Consider the following 24,785-nt stretch of genomic DNA (forward strand, 5'->3'; position numbering starts at 1 on the left):
ATTTAATCTTCCAGTTTCGGTGGTGGAGAGTCGTCCGGAATTTTTACATGAACCTGGATGATACGTCGACTGTCTGCCATGGCAACTTTAAATAGGTAACCTTCGATTTCAATGGTTTCCCCGCGCGCCGGCAGGTGGCCGAAGGCCTGCATCACCAGACCGCCGATGGTATCGACCTCGTCGTCGCTGAAATGGGTGCCGAAGGCGTCGTTGAAGTCTTCGATCGGCGCCAGCGCGCGCACGGTGTACATGTGGCGGCTGAGCTGGCGGATATCCAGATCGTCTTCGTCGTCGTATTCGTCTTCAATCTCGCCGACGATCAGCTCCAGGATATCTTCGATGGTGACCAGGCCGGACACGCCGCCGAATTCGTCAATGACAATCGCCATGTGATAGCGCTGGGAGCGAAACTCTTTCAGCATCCGGTCGACGCGCTTGCTTTCCGGCACCACCACCGCGGTGCGCAGCACTTTGTCGATGCTGAACGGCTCGGAGTCTGCGCGCATGAACGGCAGCAGATCCTTGGCCATCAGGATGCCTTCGATGTGATCTTTGTCTTCGCTGATCACCGGGAAGCGCGAGTGGGCGGAGTCGATAATCACGTCCAGGCACTCTTCCAGCGTCTGGTTGCGCTTGAGCGTCACCATCTGGGAGCGGGGGATCATGATGTCGCGCACGCGCTGTTCGGCGATATCCATCACGCCTTCCAGCATGTCGCGGGTATCGGGATCGATCAGGTCGTTTTGTTCGGAATCACGGATCAGCTCGACCAGATCGCCACGGTTTTTGGGCTCGCCGTGGAACAGCTGGTTAAGGATAAGAGTAAAGAACCCCTTCTTGGGACTGGGGCTGTCATTGCTTTGTGAATGGTCGTCGCTCATGGCGTTTTAGTTACTGTCACTCATGTCAGAGTTAAGGGGCGTCAGCGACAGCCCCGCATGGGGGCTGTGGGGTAAACGGCTGACGTCAGACGGGGTCTTTTTCCGCCAGGTACGGATCAGGATAACCCAGTCCGTGCATGATTTCGGTTTCCAAAGACTCCATTTCTTCGGCTTCATCGTCTTCGATGTGGTCATACCCTAGCAGATGAAGACTGCCGTGGACAACCATATGCGCCCAGTGGGCCTCCAGCGTTTTGCCTTGCTCAATCGCTTCCTGCTCAACCACCTGGCGGCAGATGATCAGATCGCCGAGCAGCGGCAGCTCGATGCCCGGCGGGGCTTCGAACGGGAAAGAGAGCACGTTGGTCGGCTTGTCTTTGCCGCGGTAGGTCAGGTTCAGCTCGTGGCTTTCCGCTTCGTCCACCAGACGCACGGTGACCTCGGCCTCTTCCTGAAATTGCGGCAGCACGCCTTCCAGCCAGCGCTGGAAGGTGGCCTCATCCGGCAGGCCGTCGCTGCTTTCACAGGCAATCTGCAGATCCAAAATCACCTGACTCATGGTGTCTCCTGCTCGGAGGCGGCGAGCGCCTCGCGCTTACGTTGCTCGGCAATCGCGTCTTTGCGTTTCTGTTCGGCGGCTTCCCAGGCCTCATAGGCGATGACCACGCGGGCCACCACCGGGTGGCGCACCACGTCTTCGCTGTGGAAGAAGTTGAAGCTCAGCTCCTCCACGTCCGACAGCACTTCCACCGCATGGCGCAGGCCGGATTTCTGGTTGCGCGGCAGGTCGATCTGGGTGACGTCGCCGGTGATGACCGCCTTCGAGTTGAAGCCGATGCGTGTCAGGAACATCTTCATCTGCTCGATGGTGGTGTTCTGGCTCTCATCCAGGATGATAAAGGCGTCGTTCAGCGTGCGGCCGCGCATATAGGCCAGCGGCGCGACTTCGATCACGTTGCGCTCGATGAGCTTCTCCACGCGCTCGAAGCCCAGCATCTCGAACAGGGCGTCGTACAGCGGGCGCAGATAAGGATCGACCTTCTGGCTCAGATCGCCGGGCAGGAAGCCCAGCTTTTCGCCGGCTTCGACCGCAGGACGGGTCAGCAGAATGCGGCGAATTTCCTGGCGTTCCAGCGCATCCACCGCAGCGGCGACCGCCAGGTAGGTTTTGCCGGTGCCCGCCGGGCCGATGCCGAAGGTGATGTCGTGATCGAGAATGTTGGCGATGTACTGCGCCTGGTTAGGCGTACGCGGTTTCACCATGCCGCGCTTGGTTTTGATGGTGACCGCCTTGCCGTAATCCGGCACGCTGTCGGCCACCTGTTCCAGCACCCGACTCTCTTTGATAGCCAGGTGGATTTGCTCCGGATCGATATCCGGGATCACGCCGCGAATCGGCGCGGTATCCACGTACAGATGGCGCAGGATATCGGCGGCGGCAACCACGCACAGGTTTTTGCCGACCAGCTTGAAACGGTTGTCGCGGCGATTGATTTCGATGCCCAATCGGCGCTCGAGTTGCTTGATGTTGTCATCAAACGGGCCGCACAGGCTGAGCAAACGCTTGTTGTCTGCGGGCTCTAACAAAATTTCTTGTGTTGCGACGTTCAAACTATTCCTCTAGGTCACATCGGGCCTGGTTGATGTCACATAGCGCGTCCGGGACGCGCGCGTTCAGGGCGAGCCTGAATACTCTCTTTCTTGAATTATTCATGGTGCGCCGCAACGGCGCAAGTTTACCGCTGATCTATCTGTGCGCCGTCGGCGGAATTCAAGGGAAGATAAGGAAAAAACGCGGCGGGGCGCAAAGCCCGCCGCGTCATCACAGAACAAGGCCGCTGGGAATCAGTTCTTTTTCACGAACTCGGATTTCAGCTTCATCGGGCCGAAACCGTCGATTTTGCAGTCGATGTTGTGATCGCCTTCCACCAGGCGAATGTTTTTCACCTTGGTGCCGATCTTCAGCATCGAGGAGCTGCCTTTGACCTTCAGATCCTTGATCACGGTGACCGCGTCGCCGTCCGCCAGCAGGTTGCCGTTGGCGTCTTTGACGATCAGCGCGTCCTGATCTTCCGCCGGGGCGCTGTCGCTCCACTCGTGGGCGCACTCAGGGCAGATGAACAGGGCATTGTCCTGGTAGGTGTATTCGGAGTTGCACTTCGGGCAGTGTGGGAGTTGCATGTTATGTCGCCTCTTCAACAATAAAAAAATAAAAAAAGAACATCACCGGGCGCGGACGCCCGGCGGAGAAACGGTAAGGAGTAGCGCGAACGGGCGGCGATAAGGCGGCCGCCGCGGCGTCAGGGCTGGTAAATGCCGACGCCCAGCGCGTTTTCTTTGCGGGTACGGGCGATCACCGACTGCGGGGATTCATGTACGCGCAGATCCATCTGCTGTTCGGTGCGCACCACTGCGCCACGCAGGGTGTTGGTCAGCACCTCGGTAATTTCCACGTCGACAAATTGGCCGATCATGTCGGGCGTGCCTTCGAAGTTTACCACACGGTTGCACTCCGTGCGCCCGGCCAGCTCCATCACGCTTTTACGCGAGGTGCCCTCCACCAGAATGCGCTGGACGGTGCCGAGCATGCGGCGGCTGAACTGCAGCGCCTGCTGGTTGATGCGATCCTGCAGAATGTACAGCCGCTGCTTTTTCTCTTCTTCGCTGACGTCGTCGACCATGTCCGCCGCCGGCGTACCGGGGCGCGACGAATAGATGAAGCTGAAGCTGACGTCGAAGTTGACGTCGGCGATCAGGTTCATGGTCTGTTCGAAGTCGGCCTGGCTTTCGCCCGGGAAACCGACGATGAAATCGGAGCTCAGCTGGATGGCCGGCCGCGCCTTGCGCAGCTTGCGGATAATCGCCTTATACTCCAGCGCGGTATGCGCGCGTTTCATCATGGTCAGGATGCGGTCCGAACCGCTCTGCACCGGCAGATGCAGGAAGCTGACCAGCTCCGGCGTGTCTTCGTACACCGCGATAATGTCGTCGGTGAACTCGATCGGGTGGCTGGTGGTGAAGCGAATGCGATCGATGCCGTCGATGGCCGCCACCAGGCGCAGCAGTTCGGCGAATGAGCAGATATCGCCGTCATGCGTCGCGCCGCGGTAAGCGTTGACGTTTTGGCCGAGCAGGTTGACCTCGCGCACGCCCTGCGCCGCCAGCTGGGCGATTTCGAACAGCACGTCGTCGCTCGGGCGGCTCACTTCCTCGCCGCGGGTGTAAGGCACCACGCAGAAAGTGCAGTATTTGTTGCAGCCTTCCATGATCGACACGAAGGCGGTCGGGCCTTCGGCGCGCGGCTCCGGCAGGCGGTCGAATTTTTCGATCTCCGGGAAGCTGATATCGACCACCGGGCTGCGGGTGCCCTGAACGTGATTGATCATTTCCGGCAGGCGGTGCAGGGTCTGCGGGCCGAATACCACGTCGACGCAAGGCGCGCGGCTGCGGATCAGTTCGCCTTCTTGCGAGGCCACGCAACCGCCGACGCCGATGATGACAGACGGATTCTTCTCTTTCAGCAAGCGCCAGCGCCCCAGCATGGCGAAAACTTTCTCCTGCGCTTTTTCACGGATCGAGCAGGTGTTCAGCAACAGCACGTCCGCTTCCTCGGCGTTGTCGGTCCACTCGAAGCCGTGCGTGCTGTTCAACAGGTCGGCCATTTTTGATGAATCGTACTCATTCATCTGGCAGCCCCAGGTTTTGATATGTAGTTTTTTCGTCATTGACTTGCCATTACTCAGTGCGGAGCGAAAGTTGCGTTACGCGACATGCAGGGCGCGTATTGTAATCATTTGCCGCCGTTGTGACCAGCGCGGGGGAAAATGGCACGCAACCTGAAGCCGAAGCGAAAATCCGGTACACTGCGCAAAACGCCATGTCGGGTGGGATGGCGAGCATTCACATAGAAAACATAGCCAATATGAAGACATCTCAAAATCGGTATGACGCGGTGGTGGTGGGTGGCGGCATGGTCGGCGCGGCGGCGGCCCTGGGGCTGGCGCAGGCGGGCTGGTCGGTGGCGTTGCTGGAACATCAGGCGCCGCAGGCGTTCGAGGCGCAAAGCCCGCCGGACCTGCGCATTTCCGCGATCGGCTGCACCTCGGTGGGGCTGCTGAAACAGCTCGGCACCTGGCAGGCCGTGACGGCGATGCGTACGGCGCCGTATCGCCGGCTGGAGACCTGGGAGTGGGCGTCGTCGCGCGTGGCGTTCGACGCGGTGTCCCTGGGGCTGCCCGAGCTGGGCTTTATGGTGGAAAACCGCATTCTGCAGCTGGGGCTGTGGCAACAGTTCGCGCAGTGCGCCAACCTGACGCTGCTGTGCCCCGCCAGGCTGCAATCGCTGCAGCGGGCGGACAATGCCTGGCAACTGACGCTGGACAGCGGCGAGACGCTGCAAGCGCGGCTGGTTGTCGGTGCCGACGGGGCCAACTCGCAGGTGCGCAAGCTGGCGGCGATCGGCACCAACGGCTGGCAATATCGTCAGGCGTGCATGTTGATCACCGTCGATACCGGCGCGCCGCAGCAGGATGTGACCTGGCAGCGCTTCTTCCCGTCCGGGCCGCGCGCCTTCCTGCCGCTGTACGACAGCTGGGCGTCGCTGGTGTGGTATGACAGCCCGCAGCGCATTCGCCAACTGCAGGCGATGCCGCCGGCGCAGCTGGAGCGCGAAATCGCTACCGCTTTCCCGGCACGACTGGGCCCGGTCAAGGTGCACGCTGCCGGATCGTTCCCGCTGACGCGGCGTCATGCGCAGCGCTACGTGCTGCCGGGGCTGGCGCTGGTGGGCGATGCGGCGCATACCATCAACCCGCTGGCCGGGCAGGGCGTCAATCTGGGGTATCGCGATGTGGATGCCTTGCTGAACGTGCTGAGCGAGGCGCGAGAGCAGGGAGAAGACTGGAGCGGCGAGGCGGTGCTGCTGCGCTATCAACGCCGCCGCCGTACCGACAATCTGTTGATGCAGAGCGGCATGGATCTGTTCTATACCGCCTTCAGCAATAACCTGGCGCCGCTGACCGTGGCGCGCAATCTGGCGCTGATGGCCGCGCAGCGGGCGGGCAAGCTGAAAGAGCATGCGTTGAAGTACGCCTTGGGATTGTAACCGACAGGGCTCAGCGGTGGCTGGGCCCGTTAGGATTGGCCGAACGCCAGACAGCAAAAAGCCCGCCTAAGCGGGCTTTTCTAAATATGGCTGGGGTGCCAGGATTCGAACCTGGGTATGCTGGTATCAGAAACCAGAGCCTTACCGCTTGGCGACACCCCAATTATGGTGGCTACGACGGGATTTGAACCTGTGACCCCATCATTATGAGTGATGTGCTCTAACCAGCTGAGCTACGTAGCCGATGTTACTTTTTACTTCTTTGATTTGCAAGCAGTTTGTTATGGCTGGGGTACCTGGATTCGAACCAGGGAATGCCGGTATCAAAAACCGGTGCCTTACCGCTTGGCGATACCCCACCTGCAAACAAATCTTATGTTGAAACCCCATTCCCGAAAGAATATGGCTGGGGTACCTGGATTCGAACCAGGGAATGCCGGTATCAAAAACCGGTGCCTTACCGCTTGGCGATACCCCATCAACATACTGCGCCGACGATGAAGAGAAATGGTGCGGGAGGCGAGACTTGAACTCGCACACCTTGCGGCGCCAGAACCTAAATCTGGTGCGTCTACCAATTTCGCCACTCCCGCAAATACAAAAAAGAGATGGTGGCTACGACGGGATTCGAACCTGTGACCCCATCATTATGAGTGATGTGCTCTAACCAGCTGAGCTACGTAGCCCTCTTTTTTTGCTTTGCCTTCATCGGCGTTGCGGGGCGCATTATGCGTATATGACCGATTTGCGTCAACAAGTTTTTTCCCGAAAAAGCCCCCGGAAGCGCCGTTTGTCTGGGTTGTGAACATTATGGCGATAAAATCGGCAATTCAGGCAGTTGGCGGGGGGAAAAGGCAACAAAAAGGCGGGCCAAAAGGCCCGCCCTGAGGGAAATGCCGCGCAATTATTTATAGGCGGCCTGGTGCACGCCGACGGCGCGGCCGGAAGGATCGTCCATCTTCTTGAACGATTCATCCCACTCGATGGCCTTGGCGGACGAGCAGGCGACGGACGGGCCGCCCGGTACGCATTCGGCGGCGCTCGGCAGCGGGAACAGCTCTTCGAAGATTTCGCGGTACAGGTAGCCTTCTTTCGACGTTGGCGTGTTGTACGGGAAGCGGAAACGCGCGGTTTCGAGCTGTTGATCGCTAATTTGCTGCGCAGCCACCTCTTTTAACGTGTCGATCCAGCTATAGCCGACGCCGTCGGAGAACTGCTCTTTCTGGCGCCAGGCCACGCTGGCGGGCAAATAGGACTCGAAACATTCGCGAACGATGTGTTTTTCCATTTTGCCGTTGCCGCACATTTTATCTTTCGGGTTGATGCGCATCGCCACGTCGAGGAATTTCTTGTCCAGGAACGGCACGCGGGCTTCGACGCCCCAGGCGGACATCGCCTTGTTGGCGCGCGCGCAGTCGAACATGTGCAGCGCCAGCAGTTTGCGCACGGTCTCTTCGTGGAATTCGCGGGCGTCCGGCGCCTTATGGAAGTACAGGTAGCCGCCGAACACTTCGTCCGCGCCTTCGCCGGAAAGCACCATCTTGATGCCCATCGCCTTGATTTTGCGCGACATCAGGTACATCGGCGTCGAGGCGCGAATGGTGGTGACGTCGTAGGTTTCGATGTGATAAATCACGTCGCGGATGGCGTCCAGCCCTTCCTGCACGGTGAAGTGGATCTCATGGTGCACGGTGCCCAGGTGGTTAGCCACCTCTTGCGCGGCGCGCAGATCCGGCGAGCCTTCCAGCCCGACGGCGAAGGAGTGCAGCTGCGGCCACCAGGCCTCGCTGCGTTCCTGATCTTCCACGCGGCGCGCAGCGTACTTCTTGGTGATCGCCGAGATGACCGAGGAATCCAGCCCGCCCGACAGCAGCACGCCGTAAGGCACGTCGGACATCAGGTGGCTTTTCACCGACTCTTCCAGCGCGGTGCGCAGGGCGGCGGCGTCGGTCACGTTGTCCTTGACGCTGTCGTAATCGAACCAGTCGCGGCGATAATATTCGCGGATCTCACCGTCCTGGCTCCACAGGTAGCTGCCGGCCGGGAATTCCTTGATGGTGCGGCACACCGGCACCAGCGCTTTCATTTCCGAGGCAACGTACAGGTTGCCGTGTTCGTCATGGCCCATGTACAGCGGGATGATGCCCAGGTGATCGCGGCCGATCAGGTAGGCGTCTTTTTCAGTGTCATACAGGGCAAAAGCGAACATGCCTTGCAGATCGTCGAGGAAGTCCGGTCCTTTCTCCTGATACAGCGCCAGGATTACTTCACAGTCGGAGCCGGTCTGGAACGCATAGCGGTCGCTCAGCTGTTGGCGCAGCGCCTGGTGGTTGTAAATTTCGCCGTTGACCGCCAAAACGTGGGTGTGCGCAGCGTTGTACAGCGGTTGAGCGCCGTTGTTGACGTCGACGATCGACAGGCGTTCGTGGGCCAAAATGGCTTTGTCGCTGGCGTAAACGCCGGACCAATCCGGGCCGCGGTGGCGCATCAGACGTGACAGCTCCAGCGCTTTCTTACGCAGTTCAACGGGATCGGACTTCAGATCGAGCACACCGAAAATAGAACACATACAACTCTCCTAACGGGCTTTTATGACTGTGATGTTGTTTTTTACTATTATGGGCAGCATTGCCGATTCATCAGCGATAACGCGGTTTTGCTGCGCTGTGGTTATGAAAATGCGCCTAAAGCTGCAGGAGATGCAAGCGTTTTAGCCATACGCTGAGAAATAGTTGTTTGCGTGGCTGCGATTTTTAACGGATTTTCAGTTATTGGCGGGAAAATTTAACGATTATGCAATTTTTAGCGTGATGACGGGATTGCCGGCCGATTTGACCGGCAATCGATTAGCGATTAGGCGATGAGCTGCCACAGGGTGAAGGCGGCGTCCGGCGTCCAGCCGGCATTGGAGGTGTGCGCCTGGATACAGGTGTATTTCTTGCCTTTATAACTCACCACGTCGCCGGCTTTGTAGCTGTGGTTGTTCTGCCACTCGGGCGCTCCCGGATCGGGCGGCGTGCCGTCGTTGGCGGTTTTAACCGCCAGCGCGCTGCTCGGCAGCGAGGTATTGCCCTGGCTGTCGGTTGCGGTAACGAAGTAGCTGTACTGGGTGGCCGGGGTCAGGCCGCTGTCGGCCAGCGACAGGCCGGCGGTCTGGCCGATCGGGTTGCCGTTGCGGTAGACGGTGTAGCTGGCGATCGGTAAGGCGCCGGTGGCGGCGGCCCAGCTCAGTTTCAGCGAGGTGGTACCCAGCTCGGAGACCGTCAGCGCCGTCGGCGCATTAGGCTTTCCCGGCGGCGGGGTGACGCCGCCTTGGATCAGTGGCGCATAGCGGGTTTTGAACTCCCAGTTGTAGGCCACGCCGGCTTTGCTCTTGCCGTTATCCCAGTTGATTGACCAGGTCATCAGGCCCTTGATCGACAGGTTTTTGGCGTCGAGACGCGAGAAAGCGTTATACACCGCCTGTTTGTTGACCACGTAGCCGGTGGCGGCGGCATCGTTGTTGCTCGGCAGGCCGATGACGAATTTCGCCGCCGGGATCTTCGCATAGCCGCGGGTGCCGGTAACCAGGCTTTCCGTCAGGTAGTAGAGGAAGTCCTCTTTCATGGCGTCGTTATTCTGCGTGATCCAGGCATTGAGTTCATCCACCCAAATACCGTCGCCGCCCTGGTTATAATATTGCGGCGCGATAAAGTCGTAATAGCCTTCGAGGGCGTTAATATAATCCAGGTAGGTGCCGTTGGTGCGCAAATACGGGAATTCCGGCGCCATGCTGATAATAAAGTTTTTCCCCTGGGCGGCGTAATGGTCTTTTACTTTTTTCAGCGCCGCAGGCAAGACGGTTTTATTATTGGCGGCACCGATCGCCGCCTGTTCCAGATCGATATCCAGGCCGTCGAAGCCATAGACTTCCACCAGGCGAATAATCTCGTCTTTCAGCTTGTCTTCGTCGCCGGTTTTCAGCTCGATATGCGCGTCTGCGCCGCCGAGGGAGATCAGCACCGCGCGGCCCTGGCTGTTCAGCACGCCCACCTGGCGGCGGAACTCGGCGTCGGACAGGTTGTAAGGCTTGAAGGTCGGGATGCCCTGGCCTTTCATAAAGGCGACGGCCACCACGTTGTACTCGGCGGGAATGTCGGTCAGGTTCATATTGGTGAACTGGCCCTGCTGATAGCCGTCACTGGCGCCGGCGGCCCAGTTGTGCCAGAAACCCATCAGGATCTTTTTATTAGCGATAGACGGCATAATGGCCGCGTCATCGGCGGCGACGGCATTAATAATGTTATTTGTGCTCATGGTAGCCTCATTAATTAGGGGTAAGGGTTTTCCGCTCGCCGGCAATATCAGCTATTGGCGGGGCGTAAAGTTATAATGAGGATTTTTAATGCAGGCAGGCTGAAACCTTTTGCTGCCATGAACGAATTAAATTCAAACTGACGCTGAGGGAGAAGGAAATAATGGCGGCCGGGCGGCCGCCATGGCCGCATCAGAAGATAGTGATATCGGCGACGGAAGGGTAGACATAGCTCGGGCGGAACGGCATGGTTTCGATGTCGCTCAGCGTGGAGACACCGGACAGCACCAGAACGGTTTCCAGGCCGGCCTGGAAACCCGCCAGGATGTCGGTACGCAGGTTGTCGCCGACGATCACCGTTTCTTCCGAGTGCGCCTGCATTTTGTTCAGTGCGGCGCGAATGATCCACGGGCTGGGCTTGCCGACGTAAAACGGCTTGCGGCCGGTGATCTTCTCGATGGGGGCACACAGTGCGCCGCAGGCCGGCGAGAAGCCGTGGCCGTGGCTATCCGGGTTGGTGGCGATAAAGCGCGCCCCATTGCTCACGAAATAGGCGGCTTTGTGCATCATGTCCCAGTTGTAAGAGCGGGTTTCACCGACGATCACGAAATCCGGGTTGATGTCGGTGATGGTGAAACCGGCTTTGTACAGCTCATGGATAAGGGCGCCTTCACCGACCACGTAGGCCTTTTTGCCTTCCTGGCGGCGCAGGAAATCGGCGGTGGCCATCGCCGAGGTATAGAACGCGCTCTCCGGCACTTCCAGCCCGGCGGCGGCGAAGCGGTTCGCCAGATCCTGCGCGGTCTGTGACGGGTAGTTGGTCAGCACCACCAGCGGCATGCCTTGTTCCTGGATGCGCGCCAGGAACAGATCGGCGCCGGGCACCGGCGTATTGTCATGCAGCAGCACGCCGTCGATATCGCATATAACGTTTTTGATTTTCATTTGTCGCTGTTTCTCATGATTACGGCAGGCAAGAGGTGACGATAACACACCTGCCAGAAGCGGCGGATCAGCTTTCCAGCAATCGCTGCAAGAGCACGCCGTTGAGCATCGCGCGTTTGGCCAGGGCGAAAGCGCCGATCGCCGAGCGATGATTGAGTTCGGAGGTCACCACCGGCAGATTTTTGCGGAAGTCCTTCAGTACCTGGGTATTGATGCAGCTCTGGATCGCCGGCAGCAGCACCTTGTCCGCTTCGGTGATCTCACCGGCGATTACCACCTTCTGCGGATTGAACAGGTTGATGGCGATGGCCACCGCTTTGCCCAGATAGCGGCCGACGTGTTCGATCACTTCGCTGGCCAGCAGATCGCCGCGGTTGGCGGCCTTGCAGATGGCGTTGATACCGCAGTCTTCCAGCGTCAGTTTGCTCGGGTAGCCCTGGCTCAGCAGCTGGCGCACGCGCTGTTCGATCGCGGCGTTGGCGGCCACGGTTTCCAGGCAGCCGAAGTTGCCGCAGTGGCAGCGTTCCCCCAACGGATCGATCTGGATATGGCCGATCTCGCCGACGTTGCCGTTGTTGCCGAGAAAAATCTGCCCGTTGACGATGATGCCGGCGCCGGTGCCGCGGTGCAGGCGCACCAGAATCGAGTCTTCGCAGTCGCGGGTGGCGCCGAAGTAGTGCTCCGCCAGGGCCAGGCTGCGGATGTCGTGGCCGACGAAGCTGGTGACGTTGAAGCGCTGCTGCAGGTTGTCCACCAGCGCCCAATTGCTGACGCTGATGTGTGGCATGTAGCGCACCACGCCCAGCGCCGGATCCACCAGGCCGGGCAGGATCACCGCGATGGCGATCAGCTCGCGCAGGCGGCGCTGGTTCGCTTCGATGAATTGGGCGATGGCGGCGAACAGCGCATTCTCCAGCGTTTCCTGGGTGCGTTCCGGCAGCGGATAGTGTTCTTCGCTGAGCGACTTGCCGCTCATGTCATACAGGGTGATGGTGGCGTCGTGGCGGCCGAGACGCACCGCGACGGTATGGAAATGACGGGTTTCCGACACGATGGAGATCGCGCGGCGGCCGCCGGTGGAGGCCTGCTGATCGACTTCTTTGATCAGCCCGCGCTCCAGCAGCTGGCGAGTAATTTTGGTGACGCTGGCGGGGGCGAGCTGGCTGAGTTCGGCAATCTGAATGCGCGAGATCGGGCCCTGCTGGTCGATCAGGCGGTAAACTGCCGCGCCGTTAAGTTGTTTGACTAAGTCAACGTTCCCTATTTGTGCTTGTCCGCCAGTGCTCATCAATAATTTTACTCGCTGTTCATTGAATTAAACCTCGTTACCGTTAACGAGCGTTTTGGTGATCTTGAAATCACGGGTGAAGGCGGTCAGGTTAGCCACCTTGCCGGCTTCGAGGGTGCCCAGACGGTGATCGACGCCGATGGCGCGCGCCGGATACAGCGTCGCCATGCGCAGCGCTTCGTCCAGCGCTATGCCGATATGCTCGACGCTGTTTCGCACCGCTTCGATCATGGTCAGCGCGGAACCGCTCAGGGTGCCGTTCTCATCCACGCACAGTCCATCCCGATAGTATATTGTTTTACCGGCGAAAATAAATTGGTCAATATCTGCACCCGCCGGTGCGGTCGCGTCGGTGACCAAGACCAATTTATCACCTTTCAGGCGTTTGGCGTTACGGATACTCGCCCAGGCTACGTGATGGCCGTCGGCGATGATGCCGGTATAGACCTCTGGCGTATCGAAGATCGCCCCCATCAGCCCCGGTTCGCGGCCGGTGATATACGGCATGGCGTTGTACAGGTGGGTGGCGAAGCTGATGCCGGCGGCGAAGCCGGTGCGCGCCTGATCGTAGGTGGCATTCGAGTGGCCGGCGGAGACCACGATGCCGGCCTCGGTCAGCTGTTTAATAACGTGCGGCTCAACCATTTCCGGTGCCAGCGTCACCTTGGTGATCACGTCGGCGTTGGCGCACAGGTAATCGATCATGTCCTGCGTTGGCTTGCGAATGAACGCCGGGTTGTGAGTGCCTTTTTTTACCGGGCTGAGGTACGGCCCCTCCAGGTGCAGGCCCAACGCCTGGTTTTGGTGCTTTTTCAGATAAGCGCGCATCACGTCGACGCTGTGCTTCATGAATTCGTCGCTGCTGGTGATCAGCGTCGGCAGATAGCTGGTGCAGCCGGATTTCTCGTTGGCGCGCTGCATGATCTCCAGCGTTTCTTCCGAGATTGCTTCCAGCGAATCGTTGAACTGGACGCCGCCGCAGCCGTTCAGCTGCACGTCAATAAGCCCGGGGGCCAGGATGGCGCCACCCAGGTCGCGCGTTTCGATGCCGGCGGGCAATTCAGCCACCGGGCAGACTCTCTCGATCAGCCCATCAGCGATAATGACTGCATGGTCATCAAGTACGTCGTGGCCGGTATAGATTCGGCCGTGGGTTAAAGCGAACATCGTAGCCCCCTGCAAAGATTAAAGACTTTTCACGCTTTCCGCTTCTAACTCGCGGAAATATTTGACGGTTTTGACTTTCAGTTCCATGGTGGCCGGTTCGTCGCACACCACCACCGCTTTGGCGTGCAGCTGCAGGCAGCTGATGGTCCACATGTGGTTGATATTGCCTTCCACAGCGGCTTCCAGCGCCTGCGCCTTGGCGTGGCCGGTCACCAGGATCATCACTTCTTCGGCATCCAGCAGCGTGCCCACGCCGACGGTCAACGCATATTTCGGCACCAGGCTGACGTCGCCGCCGAAGAAGCGCGAGTTGGCGATGCGGGTGTCTTCGGTCAGCGTTTTGATGCGGGTGCGCGAAGCCAGGGACGAAGCCGGCTCGTTGAACGCGATATGGCCGTCGATACCCACGCCGCCCATGAACAGGTTAATTTTGCCGTAAGACTTGATCTTCTCTTCGTACTGGCGGCACTCGGCGTCGACATCCGCGGCGTTGCCGTTCAGCAGGTTGATATTTTCACGAGGGATATCAACGTGGTCAAAGAAGTTGCGGTACATGAAGGTGTGGTAGCTTTCCGGGTGTTCCTGCGGCAGGCCAACGTACTCGTCCATGTTGAAAGTCACAACATGCTTAAAGCTTACTTCACCTGCTTTGTGCATCGCAATCAGATGTTTGTAGGCTTCCAGCGGCGTGCCGCCGGTAGGCAGGCCGAGGACAAACGGGCGCTCTGCGGTTGGCTTGAATGCGTTGATGCGTTGAACGATATGACGCGCGGCCCATTTGCCGACTTGTGCGGTATCTTTCAGTGGGATAAGTCTCATCTAACACCTCTTGGGATAAGTAAACTAAAGCTATACTGTACGGGCCTGCGGGAGTCCTAAGCGTAACCCAGCTTTATGATTCTCGCGTGAATCGTCCGTCCGGTTGATTTTTTGAATGATAAAATAAGTTTTGTGTGATGGCCAGCAATCTGGGAGGGAAAGACTACTTTTTGGTGATATTTATCACAAAAAAGGAGGTTTTAATTTGCGATACAAAATAAATTTTTTACACTCGGCATGAGTGATACGTGCCAAGCATTGTTTCTAAAAAGGTAGTGAGAGCTCCAAATAAACTACTAATAGGGTCCGTCCGCGGACAACATAGGGGGAAAAGGTGAACATTCTTAGTTATTTGCAAAAGGTGGGACGGGCGCTGATGGTGCCGGTCGCCACGCTGCCCGCCGCCGCCATCTTGATGGGCGTCGGGTACTGGATTGACCCTGTTGGTTGGGGCGGCGACAACGCTTTCGCTGCCTTATTGATTAAGTCTGGCTCTGCGATTATCGATCATATGGCGGTGTTGTTCGCCGTTGGTGTCGCCTACGGCATGTCCAAAGATAAGGACGGCTCTGCCGCACTGACCGGTTTCGTCGGTTTCCTGGTGCTGACGACCCTCTGTTCACCGGCCGCTGTGTCGATGATTCAGAAGATCCCGCTCGATCAGGTGCCTGCCGCGTTCGGCAAGATTGAGAACCAGTTCGTTGGTATTCTGGTGGGTATCATCTCCGCCGAAGTGTACAACCGCTTCAGCGGTGTCGAGTTGCCTAAGGCGCTGTCGTTCTTCAGCGGCCGCCGTTTGGTGCCGATCCTCATTTCCTTCCTGATGATCCTGGTCGCTTACATCCTGATGTTCGTCTGGCCGGTCGTGTTCGGCGCTCTGGTGAGCTTCGGCGAACACATCCAAAAATTGGGCTCCGTCGGCGCGGGTATCTATGCCTTCTTCAACCGCCTGCTGATCCCGGTCGGCTTGCACCACGCGCTGAACTCGGTGTTCTGGTTCGACGTGGCCGGCATCAACGATATCCCTAACTTCCTCGGCGGCCAGCAGTCGATTGACGCGGGTAAAGCGGTTGTTGGCATCACCGGCCGTTATCAGGCGGGCTTCTTCCCGATCATGATGTTCGGTCTGCCGGGCGCGGCGCTGGCCATCTATCACTGCGCGCGTCCTGAGAATAAGGCGAAGGTGCTGGGGATCATGATGGCAGGGGCATTCGCTGCCTTCTTTACCGGCATCACCGAACCGCTGGAGTTCTCCTTCATGTTCGTGGCACCGGTGCTGTACGTGATCCACGCCGTACTGACCGGTATCTCGGTGTTCATCGCCGCTAACATGCATTGGATTTCAGGCTTCGGTTTCAGCGCCGGCCTGGTGGATATGATGCTGTGGGTGCGTAACCCGCTGGCGACCCACTGGTACATGCTGATCCCGCAGGGCCTGGTGTTCTTCGTTATCTACTATGTGGTGTTCCGCTTCACCATCAACAAGTTCAACCTGATGACCCCGGGCCGCGAGCTGGCGGTTGCCGGTGACGAAACCGACGGTTATGACGTCAACGTCAACAGCAGCGCCGGTAAAGACGAGAACGAAACCACCACGCTGGCCCGTCGCTACGTCGGCGCGATCGGCGGCTCCGACAACCTGACCGGCATCGACGCCTGCATCACCCGCCTGCGTTTGAACGTGAAGGACTCTGCGCTGGTGAACGACGCATTGGCGAAACGCCTTGGTGCGTCGGGCGTTATTCGTCTGAACAAGCAGAGCGTACAAGTGATCGTCGGCACCCGTGCCGAGCTGATTGCCAGCGCAATGCGCAACGTAATTGCGGCCGGCCCGGTAGCGGCTGCGGTGACTCCGGCGGCGGCCCCTGCCGCGGAAGTCAAACCGCAGGCGGTGCCGAACGCACCGAAAGTCGCGTTTGAAACGCTGGTGGCGCCGGTGACGGGTGAAGTCGTGGCGCTCGATCAGGTGCCGGACGAAGCTTTCGCCAGCAAGGCGGTCGGTGACGGCCTGGCGATTCGCCCGACCGACAAGATCGTGGTGGCGCCGGCGGATGGCACCGTGGTGAAAATCTTCAATACCAACCACGCGTTCTGCCTGGAAACCGACAAGGGCGCTGAGGTCGTGGTACACATGGGGATCGACACCGTCGCGCTGGAAGGCCAGGGCTTCAAACGCCTGGTGGAAGAGGGCGCGGAAGTGAAAGCCGGTCAACCGATTCTGGAACTGGATCTGGATTACCTGAACGCTAACGCGCGCTCGATGATAAGCCCGGTGGTGGTCAGCAACGCTGACGACTACGCCGGCCTGGCGGCGCTGGCCAGCGGCTCGGTGGTCGCCGGTCAGACCAAGCTGTACGAGATCCAAAAGTAAGGCCGTTTTTACCTGAGTAGTATCCGGGGCCGGTCACGCATCATGGCGGAGTTTGCCCCGACTTGGCGGGAAGAGAGCGATCTCTTCCCGCTTTTTTTATTCCGTTTCGCCCCATGGCGGTGCGCTGCGCGCCGATGGTGCAACGCGCCGCATTTTTCGTGAAACAAACGGTTGTTTCCAGACGTGGCTTGTTGGATCATAGGCGGTTATGTGTAGCGCTTTGCATTGAGGAACAGTGAAATGAGTGAGGCTGAAGCCCGCCCAACCAATTTTATCCGTCAGATCGTCGATGAAGATCTGGCGTCGGGGAAACACACGTCGGTACATACCCGCTTCCCGCCGGAGCCTAACGGCTATCTGCATATCGGCCACGCCAAGTCCATCTGCCTGAACTTCGGCATCGCCAAGGACTATCAGGGCCAGTGCAACCTGCGTTTCGATGACACCAACCCGGTGAAAGAAGACATCGAGTTCGTGGAGTCAATCAAGCACGATGTGGAGTGGCTGGGCTTTGAGTGGAGCGGCAACGTTCGTTACTCCTCAGACTATTTCGATCAGCTGCATCAGTATGCGGTTGAGCTGATCTCCAAGGGCCTGGCCTACGTCGATGAGCTGTCGCCGGAGCAGATCCGTGAATATCGCGGCACGCTGACCGCGCCGGGCAAAGACAGCCCGTACCGCGATCGCAGCGTGGAAGAGAACCTGGCGCTGTTCGAGAAGATGCGCAACGGCGAGTTTGCCGAAGGCGCCGCCTGCCTGCGCGCCAAGATCGATATGGCTTCGCCGTTTATCGTGATGCGCGATCCGGTGCTGTACCGCATCAAGTTCGCCGAACACCACCAGACCGGCAATAAATGGTGCATCTATCCGATGTACGATTTCACCCACTGCATTTCCGATGCGCTGGAAGGGATCACCCACTCGCTGTGTACTCTGGAATTCCAGGATAACCGCCGTCTGTATGACTGGGTGCTGGATAACATCACCATTCCTTGCCACCCGCGTCAGTACGAGTTTTCGCGCCTCAACCTCGAATACGCCATCATGTCGAAGCGCAAGCTGCACCAGTTGGTGGCCGAGAAGATCGTTGAGGGCTGGGACGATCCGCGTATGCCGACCGTTTCCGGTCTGCGCCGTCGCGGTTATACCGCCGCCTCTATCCGCGAGTTTTGCCTGCGCATCGGCGTGACCAAGCAAGACAACAACGTCGAGATGGTGGCGCTGGAATCCTGCATCCGTGACGATCTGAACGAGAACGCCCCGCGCGCCATGGCGGTGCTGGATCCGGTGAAAATCGTCATCGAGAACATGGGCGATGCGGTGGAAATGGTCACCATGCCTAACCACCCGAACAAACCGGAAATGGGCAGCCGCGATGTGCCGTTTAGCCGCGAAATCTATATCGATCGCGCCGACTTCCGCGAGGAAGCCAACAAGCAGTACAAGCGTCTGGTGCTGGGCAAAGAAGTGCGTCTGCGCAATGCGTACGTGATCAAGGCCGAGCGCGTCGAGAAGGACGAAGCGGGCGAGATCACCACCATCTTCTGCAGCTACGATGCGGAAACGCTGAGCAAAGATCCTGCCGACGGCCGCAAGGTGAAGGGCGTGATCCACTGGGTGTCTGCGGCGCACGCGCTGCCGGCGGAAATTCGCCTGTACGATCGCCTGTTCAGCGTGCCTAACCCGGGCGCGGCGGAGGACTTCCTCTCCACCATCAACCCGGAATCGCTGGTGATCAAGCACGGCTTCGTTGAGCCGAGCCTGGCGGCCGCACAGCCGGAGAAAGCCTACCAGTTCGAGCGTGAAGGCTACTTCTGCGCCGACAACCGTTACTCGTCGGCCGAGCATCTGGTATTTAACCGCACCGTCGGCCTGCGTGACACCTGGGCGAAAATCGAAGGCTAATCTTATTCGCCTCGAAAATTAATGAATCAGCGCGGCTTAGGCCGCGCTTTTTTATACCTGCGATTTAGCGAATAATCTATTCCTCTCACATTTATCTGGGCTGCGTTTAATTAATCGCAGCGCGTGAGGCCATAAGTTTTCTGATATTGGCCTTACTAATCTTAATTTTCACTTATATATTCGTGATGCGAATTAATTTCATTTAGAGAGCGCTCTCAATTTTTATCGTCTGCCTGACGAATTTAGTCAGGCTGAAACCATTAATCGTCTCTGGTTGACCTTGTATCTCAATTTATTCTGATTTAATTGAATTTTTTATTCGACACCTTCCATGATCGCCGGCGTAACAAAATATCACTGATATGTGCTCCTTGTCATACTTTGACAAATCTTCCGCATTTTTCATTTGATAATTCGCGTCGCGAAAAATAGTCTGTCTGTAGCAATTAGTGCTGTGGGAATAACATCTCGTCGGCAATATTTTTTACCCGTTCGGGTTTTTTATTGGCAGTCGTGCAGGGCAGTGGTGAACACAGGCGGCTGCAACTTTTAAGTTAAGTCAAAGAGGAATTTCACTATGGGTACGCACGGTGCTCAGCGTAAAACGCTGGCGCTCGCAGTCGCGGGCGCGCTGTTGGGAACAGGGTTTGCCATGGCGCCTGAGGCGAAAGCCGCAGGGTTTATCGATGATTCCACGCTGACCGGCGGCATTTATTACTGGCAACGTGAGCGCGACCGTAAAGATCTCAATCCGGACAGCAAGGATTACAACCAATACACCACCAACCTGTCGCACTCCACCGCCAACCTGAGCCTGGATTTCGCGTCGGGCTACGCCTGGGACATGTTCGGTCTGGACGTCGGCGCCTTTACCGCCATCGAGCTGGCGGAATCCAGCGCCAGCGGCCACCCGAACGAGATCGCATTCTCCTCTAAAAACCGTACCTACGACGAAGACTATTCCGGTGACAAAGGTGGCGTCAGCCTGTACAAAGCCGCCGCTAAATTCAAATACGGCCCGGTCTGGGCGCGTGCCGGTTACATTCAGCCGAGCGGCCAAACCCTGCTGGCGCCGCACTGGAGCTTTATGCCGGGCACCTATCAGGGGGCTGAAGCCGGCGCCAAGTTCGATTACGGCGATGCCGGCGCGTTGAGCTTCTCCTACATGTGGGCCGACAAATACAAGGCGCCGTGGCATATCGAGGTGGATGACTTCCGCCAGAACGATAAGAAAACCCGCGTCTCCTACCTGCACTCGCTGGGCGCCAAGTACGATTTCAAAAACGATTTGGTGCTGGAAGCTGCCTTCGGCCAGGCACAGGGGTATGTGAATCAATACTTCACCAAGGCGTCTTACAAATTCGATCTGCTGGGCAACCCGCTGACCACCAGTTATCAGTTCTACGGTGCGGAAGACCGCATCAGCGACAAGAACGATCCGAACAGCATCTACGACGGTCTGGCCTGGCTGCAGGCGCTGACCTTCGGTTACACCACCGGGCAGTTCAACTGGCGTTTGGAAGGCACCATGGTCAAGGCGGAAGGCAACCAGGGCTTCTTCCTGCAGCGCATGACCCCGACCTACGCTTCGTCCAACGGTCGTTTGGACGTGTGGTGGGATAACCGCTCCGACTTTAACGCCAACGGCGAGAAAGCGGTGTACGCCGGCGTGATGTATGACCTCAGCAACTGGAACCTGCCGGGCATGGCGGTCGGCGGCTCCTACGTTTACGCCTGGGACGCCAAGCCGAGCACCAACCCGATCTACGATCAGAGCCAGCGCCTGAAAGAGAGCGCCTGGAGCCTGGACGCGATGTATACCATCCAGGAAGGGCGCGCCAAGGGCACCCTGATCAAACTGCACTACACCCAGTATGACAACCACACCAACATCCCGAGCTGGGGCGGCGGTTACGGCAACATCTTCCAGGACGAGAAAGACGTCAAGTTCATGGTCATCGCGCCATTCACCATCTTCTGATGCGTTCCCCGGCCTCGCCGCCGGGGCAGTTAAGGGAATTCAACGATGAAAAAAATCATGCTGATGTTGGCGGCCGCTGCGGCCCTGAGCGCCTGCGCGCAACCCACCGCGCCGCCGGAAGACGCCAAGTTGAAGCAGGCTTACAGCGCCTGCATCAACACTGCCGAAGGCTCGCCGGAGCGTCTGCAGCCCTGTAAGGCGGTGCTGAACGTGCTGAAACAAGAGAAGCAGCACCAGCAGTTCGCCGCGCAGGAAACGGTGCGGGTGATGGATTATCAGAACTGCATTATGGCGGTGCACAGCGGTAACGGTCAGGCTTACGACGCCAAGTGCGTCAAGCTGTGGCAAGAAATTCGCGATAACAATAATTAAGAAGGATAAGAAGATGAACGCATTCAAACTGAGCGCGCTTGCCGCCTTGACGGCAACGATGGGATTCCTGGGCTGCATGGGGAGCGCCATGGCCGATCAACAGCTGGTGGATCAGCTTAGCCAGCTGAAGCTGAACGTGAAAATGCTGGATAACCGCGCCGGCGAAAACGGCGTGGATTGCGCGGCGCTGGGCGCTGACTGGGCCTCTTGCAACCGGGTGTTGTTCACCCTCAGCAACGACGGCCAGGCGATCGACGGCAAAGACTGGGTCATCTATTTCCACAGCCCGCGCCAGACCCTGCGGGTAGACAACGACCAGTTCAAGATCGCTCACCTCACCGGCGATCTGTACAAGCTGGAGCCGACCGCCAAATTCAGCGGCTTCCCGGCCGGTAAGGCGGTGGAAATCCCGGTGGTCGCCGAATATTGGCAGCTGTTCAGAAACGACTTCCTGCCGCGCTGGTATGCCACCTCCGGCGACGCTAAGCCGAAAATGCTGGCGAATACCGACACCGAAAACCTGGATCAGTTTGTGGCGCCGTTCACCGGCGACCAGTGGAAGCGCACCAAGGACGACAAAAACATTCTGATGACGCCGGCTTCGCGCTTTGTCAGCAATGCCGATCTGCAGACGCTGCCTGCCGGTGCGCTGCGCGGCCAGATCGTGCCGACGCCGATGCAGGTGAAAGTGCACGCGCAGGACGCCGATCTGCGCAAAGGGGTATCGCCGGATCTGAGCACGCTGGTCAAGCCGGCGGCGGACGTCGTCAACCAGCGCTTCGCGCTGTTGGGCGTGCCGGTTCAGGCCAACGGTTACCCGATCAAGACCGACATCCAGCCGGGCAAATTTAAAGGCGCGATGGCGGTGCCGGGCGCCTATGAGCTGAAAATTGGCAAGAAAGAGGCGCGGGTGATCGGTTTCGATCAGGCCGGGGTGTTCTACGGGCTGCAGTCGATCCTGTCGTTAGTGCCGAGCGACGGCAGCGGCAAGATCGCCACGCTGGACGCCAGCGACGCGCCGCGCTTCCAGTATCGCGGCATTTTCCTCGACGTGGCGCGCAACTTCCATAAGAAGGATGCGGTGCTGCGCCTGCTGGATCAGATGGCGGCCTACAAGCTCAACAAATTCCACTTCCACCTGAGCGATGACGAAGGCTGGCGCATCGAGATCCCCGGTTTGCCGGAGCTGACGGAAGTCGGCGGCCAGCGCTGCCACGATCTGAGCGAAACCACCTGCCTGTTGCCGCAGTACGGCCAGGGGCCGGACGTCTACGGCGGCTTCTTCAGCCGTCAGGACTATATCGACATCATCAAATATGCCCAGGCGCGCCAGATTGAGGTGATCCCGGAGATCGACATGCCGGCACACGCCCGCGCGGCGGTGGTCTCGATGGAAGCGCGCTACAAGAAACTGCATGCCGCCGGCAAAGAGCAGGAGGCCAACGAGTTCCGCCTGGTGGATCCGACCGATACCTCCAACACCACCTCCGTGCAATTCTTTAACCGCCAGAGCTACCTGAACCCGTGTCTGGATTCTTCCCAGCGCTTTGTCGACAAGGTGATTGGCGAGATTGCCCAGATGCATAAAGAAGCCGGCCAGCCGATCAAGACCTGGCACTTCGGTGGCGACGAAGCGAAAAACATTCGCCTGGGCGCCGGCTATACCGACAAGGCGAAACCGGAGCCGGGCAAAGGCATCATCGACCAGAGCAACGAAGACAAGCCGTGGGCCAAGTCGCAGGTTTGCCAGACGATGATCAAAGAGGGCAAGGTGGCCGACATGGAGCACCTGCCGAGCTACTTTGGCCAAGAGGTCAGCAAGTTGGTGAAAGCGCACGGCATCGACAGAATGCAGGCCTGGCAAGACGGCCTGAAAGACGCCGAGAGCGCGAAGGCGTTCGCCACCTCGCGCGTGGGCGTCAACTTCTGGGACACGTTGTACTGGGGCGGTTTCGATAGCGTCAACGACTGGGCCAACAAAGGGTATGAAGTGGTGGTCTCCAACCCGGACTACGTCTATATGGACTTCCCTTACGAGGTGAACCCGGACGAGCGCGGTTACTACTGGGGCACCCGCTTCAGCGACGAGCGCAAGGTGTTCAGCTTCGCGCCGGACAACATGCCGCAGAACGCGGAAACCTCGGTTGACCGAGACGGCAACCACTTCAACGCCAAGAGCGACAAGCCGTGGCCGGGCGCCTACGGGCTGTCCGCTCAGCTGTGGAGCGAAACCCAGCGCACCGACCCGCAGATGGAATACATGATCTTCCCACGCGCGCTCTCGGTGGCAGAACGTGCCTGGCACCGCGCCGGTTGGGAGCAGGACTATCGCGCCGGCCGCGAATACAAAGGCGGGGAAACCCACTTTGTCGATACCAAGACGCTGGAGAAAGACTGGCTGCGCTTTGCCAATATCCTGGGCCAGCGTGAACTGGCCAAGCTGGACAAGGGCGGCGTCGCTTACCGTCTGCCGGTGCCGGGCGCACGCGTAGCGGGCGGCAAGCTGGAGGCGAATATCGCGCTGCCGGGGTTGGGCATCGAGTACTCCACCGACGGTGGCAAGCAGTGGCAGCGCTATGATGCCAAGGCCAAGCCGGCGATCTCCGGTGACGTGCAGGTGCGTTCGGTCAGCCCGGACGGCAAACGCTACAGCCGCGCCGAGAAGGTCTAAGCCCGGTGCAACGGCCCGCTGCCCTGGCGGCGGCCGTATAACGAAGGGGGAATGCGTTCGCCCACGCGTGTCGGCGTAGGGCGGACGTTGTAGTGAGAGTAGTACGTGGAGTCGCTGTGCCGCTGCAATTGTGATATTTCATGACATGATTTTCCCCCGGCTTGTCCGGGGATTTTTTTGTCTGCTGTACGGCGGGCATAAAAAAACCGCCTCGGTGTGAGGCGGTTTTTCAAAGCCGGTCAGGGCTTACTTCTTGTCGTGCAGCGTTTCGTCTTCGCGGCAGTCACCGGTTTCACAGTGGCCGTACAGGTACAGGCTGTGGTTGGTGAGCTTGATACCGTGCTGCTTGGCGATATCACGCTGGCGCACTTCGATGGATTCGTCGCTGAATTCGATCACTTTGCCGCAGTCCAGGCAAATCAGGTGATCGTGGTGATGCTGTTGGGTCAGCTCGAACACGGACTTGCCGCCTTCGAAATTGTGACGTGTCACAATGCCCGCATCGTCAAACTGGTTCAGTACGCGATAAACCGTTGCCAGCCCGATCTCTTCGCCCATATCAATCAGTTTTTTGTACAAATCTTCCGCACTGACGTGATGGCATTCCGGATTTTGCAGTACTTCCAGGATTTTGAGTCGCGGAAGCGTGACTTTTAAGCCGGCCTTCTTCAATGCGATGTTGTTGTCGGTCATGCGAATTCAGTCCTGTTACTATGCTAATCAAGTTGAGGCGTACTCGCCTGTGGCATCGGTCGGCACAAAGAGTTAATGCGTCTCATTATAGAACCGGTTGTACTAAATGGAAACCGCCGGTTGTTAACAAAGATATAATTGCACTATTGCATGTTTTGCATGCAACGCCTTGATGGATGGGATAAACCGATATCTCAGTCTACCGTGACGGGGTGGGAAGTTACAAATCTGTAGCTTCTATCGCAGCAATCCCTGTTGCCGATGACGGCCCTGTCGGCACACTATGCACTTTAC

General features: G+C 58.5%; 18 protein-coding genes and 6 tRNA genes. 6 read left to right on the top strand and 18 right to left on the bottom strand.

The features are described 5' to 3' along the window. Positions 1-2: 2 nt before the first annotated feature. The 5 genes from corC to miaB form a co-directional block, all read right to left on the bottom strand. Positions 3-881 carry a CNNM family magnesium/cobalt transport protein CorC gene (corC, locus tag ACJ8IL_RS04400; RefSeq protein WP_025301851.1) on the bottom strand — a complete coding sequence of 293 codons (879 nt, stop codon included), beginning with the start codon at positions 879-881 and terminating at the stop codon, positions 3-5. Between the two features lie 85 nt (positions 882-966). Further along, positions 967-1,440, bottom strand: coding sequence for an rRNA maturation RNase YbeY (gene ybeY, locus ACJ8IL_RS04405; RefSeq protein WP_016928766.1), 474 nt, complete (start codon positions 1,438-1,440; stop codon positions 967-969). Further along, entirely contained in the window at positions 1,437-2,492 is a 1,056-nt protein-coding gene (locus ACJ8IL_RS04410) for a PhoH family protein (RefSeq protein WP_025301852.1), read from the bottom strand. The genes ybeY and ACJ8IL_RS04410 overlap by 4 nt, the downstream gene beginning before the upstream one ends. Before the next feature lie 234 nt (positions 2,493-2,726). Then, positions 2,727-3,062 (bottom strand): zinc ribbon domain-containing protein YjdM, encoded by a 336-nt coding sequence (locus tag ACJ8IL_RS04415; RefSeq protein WP_004939967.1) that lies wholly within the window; start codon positions 3,060-3,062, stop codon positions 2,727-2,729. Positions 3,063-3,181: 119 nt separating this feature from the next. After that, positions 3,182-4,606, bottom strand: coding sequence for a tRNA (N6-isopentenyl adenosine(37)-C2)-methylthiotransferase MiaB (gene miaB, locus ACJ8IL_RS04420; RefSeq protein WP_025301853.1), 1,425 nt, complete (start codon positions 4,604-4,606; stop codon positions 3,182-3,184). Between the two features lie 197 nt (positions 4,607-4,803). Between miaB and ubiF the strand changes: the two genes are divergently transcribed. After that, positions 4,804-5,985: a 3-demethoxyubiquinol 3-hydroxylase gene (gene ubiF / locus ACJ8IL_RS04425; protein WP_147823475.1), complete on the top strand. Its 1,182-nt coding sequence runs from the start codon at positions 4,804-4,806 to the stop codon at positions 5,983-5,985. Between the two features lie 87 nt (positions 5,986-6,072). Here the strand turns inward: ubiF and ACJ8IL_RS04430 are convergent. The 12 genes from ACJ8IL_RS04430 to nagB form a co-directional block, all read right to left on the bottom strand. Beyond that, positions 6,073-6,147, bottom strand: a tRNA-Gln gene (locus ACJ8IL_RS04430). 4 nt (positions 6,148-6,151) lie between these two features. Beyond that, positions 6,152-6,228, bottom strand: a tRNA-Met gene (locus ACJ8IL_RS04435). 41 nt (positions 6,229-6,269) lie between these two features. Then, positions 6,270-6,344: transfer RNA gene (locus ACJ8IL_RS04440), tRNA-Gln, on the bottom strand. A gap of 44 nt (positions 6,345-6,388) precedes the next feature. Continuing rightward, positions 6,389-6,463, bottom strand: a tRNA-Gln gene (locus ACJ8IL_RS04445). 30 nt (positions 6,464-6,493) lie between these two features. Next, positions 6,494-6,578: transfer RNA gene (locus ACJ8IL_RS04450), tRNA-Leu, on the bottom strand. A gap of 16 nt (positions 6,579-6,594) precedes the next feature. Then, positions 6,595-6,671, bottom strand: a tRNA-Met gene (locus ACJ8IL_RS04455). Between the two features lie 218 nt (positions 6,672-6,889). Then, complete coding sequence (asnB, locus tag ACJ8IL_RS04460) at positions 6,890-8,554, bottom strand: asparagine synthase B (protein ID WP_004939961.1); 1,665 nt, start codon at positions 8,552-8,554, stop codon at positions 6,890-6,892. Between the two features lie 284 nt (positions 8,555-8,838). Then, positions 8,839-10,281, bottom strand: a complete 1,443-nt coding sequence (locus tag ACJ8IL_RS04465) for a carbohydrate-binding protein (protein WP_442516366.1) — start codon at positions 10,279-10,281, stop codon at positions 8,839-8,841. A 190-nt stretch (positions 10,282-10,471) separates the two neighbouring features. Further along, the gene (locus tag ACJ8IL_RS04470; RefSeq protein ID WP_004939957.1) at positions 10,472-11,224 is read right to left on the bottom strand and encodes an HAD-IIA family hydrolase; all 753 of its coding nucleotides are present in this window, start codon (positions 11,222-11,224) and stop codon (positions 10,472-10,474) included. A gap of 67 nt (positions 11,225-11,291) precedes the next feature. Beyond that, complete coding sequence (gene nagC, locus ACJ8IL_RS04475) at positions 11,292-12,512, bottom strand: DNA-binding transcriptional regulator NagC (RefSeq protein WP_004939956.1); 1,221 nt, start codon at positions 12,510-12,512, stop codon at positions 11,292-11,294. A gap of 27 nt (positions 12,513-12,539) precedes the next feature. After that, positions 12,540-13,679, bottom strand: coding sequence for an N-acetylglucosamine-6-phosphate deacetylase (nagA, locus tag ACJ8IL_RS04480; RefSeq protein ID WP_049205765.1), 1,140 nt, complete (start codon positions 13,677-13,679; stop codon positions 12,540-12,542). Positions 13,680-13,697: 18 nt separating this feature from the next. Continuing rightward, positions 13,698-14,498: a glucosamine-6-phosphate deaminase gene (nagB, locus tag ACJ8IL_RS04485; protein WP_004939952.1), complete on the bottom strand. Its 801-nt coding sequence runs from the start codon at positions 14,496-14,498 to the stop codon at positions 13,698-13,700. 334 nt (positions 14,499-14,832) lie between these two features. On the opposite strand from nagB, the gene nagE reads away from it, so the two are divergent. From nagE to ACJ8IL_RS04510, 5 genes are all read left to right on the top strand, one after another. Continuing rightward, the gene (nagE, locus tag ACJ8IL_RS04490; protein WP_060432592.1) at positions 14,833-16,869 is read left to right on the top strand and encodes an N-acetylglucosamine-specific PTS transporter subunit IIBC; all 2,037 of its coding nucleotides are present in this window, start codon (positions 14,833-14,835) and stop codon (positions 16,867-16,869) included. 240 nt (positions 16,870-17,109) lie between these two features. Beyond that, complete coding sequence (gene glnS, locus ACJ8IL_RS04495) at positions 17,110-18,774, top strand: glutamine--tRNA ligase (protein WP_025301858.1); 1,665 nt, start codon at positions 17,110-17,112, stop codon at positions 18,772-18,774. A gap of 577 nt (positions 18,775-19,351) precedes the next feature. Further along, complete coding sequence (gene chiP / locus ACJ8IL_RS04500) at positions 19,352-20,755, top strand: chitoporin ChiP (protein WP_025301859.1); 1,404 nt, start codon at positions 19,352-19,354, stop codon at positions 20,753-20,755. Between the two features lie 45 nt (positions 20,756-20,800). Continuing rightward, positions 20,801-21,127: a ChiQ/YbfN family lipoprotein gene (gene chiQ, locus ACJ8IL_RS04505; RefSeq protein WP_442516367.1), complete on the top strand. Its 327-nt coding sequence runs from the start codon at positions 20,801-20,803 to the stop codon at positions 21,125-21,127. A 13-nt stretch (positions 21,128-21,140) separates the two neighbouring features. Beyond that, positions 21,141-23,798: a beta-N-acetylhexosaminidase gene (locus tag ACJ8IL_RS04510; RefSeq protein ID WP_442516368.1), complete on the top strand. Its 2,658-nt coding sequence runs from the start codon at positions 21,141-21,143 to the stop codon at positions 23,796-23,798. 246 nt (positions 23,799-24,044) lie between these two features. Here the strand turns inward: ACJ8IL_RS04510 and fur are convergent, their stop codons facing one another. Continuing rightward, positions 24,045-24,491 carry a ferric iron uptake transcriptional regulator gene (fur, locus tag ACJ8IL_RS04515; protein ID WP_019454058.1) on the bottom strand — a complete coding sequence of 149 codons (447 nt, stop codon included), beginning with the start codon at positions 24,489-24,491 and terminating at the stop codon, positions 24,045-24,047. Between the last annotated feature and the right edge of the window lie 294 nt (positions 24,492-24,785).

The organism is Serratia sp. CY47444, from assembly GCF_052168635.1.
Classification (GTDB): Bacteria; Pseudomonadota; Gammaproteobacteria; order Enterobacterales; family Enterobacteriaceae; genus Serratia; species Serratia bockelmannii.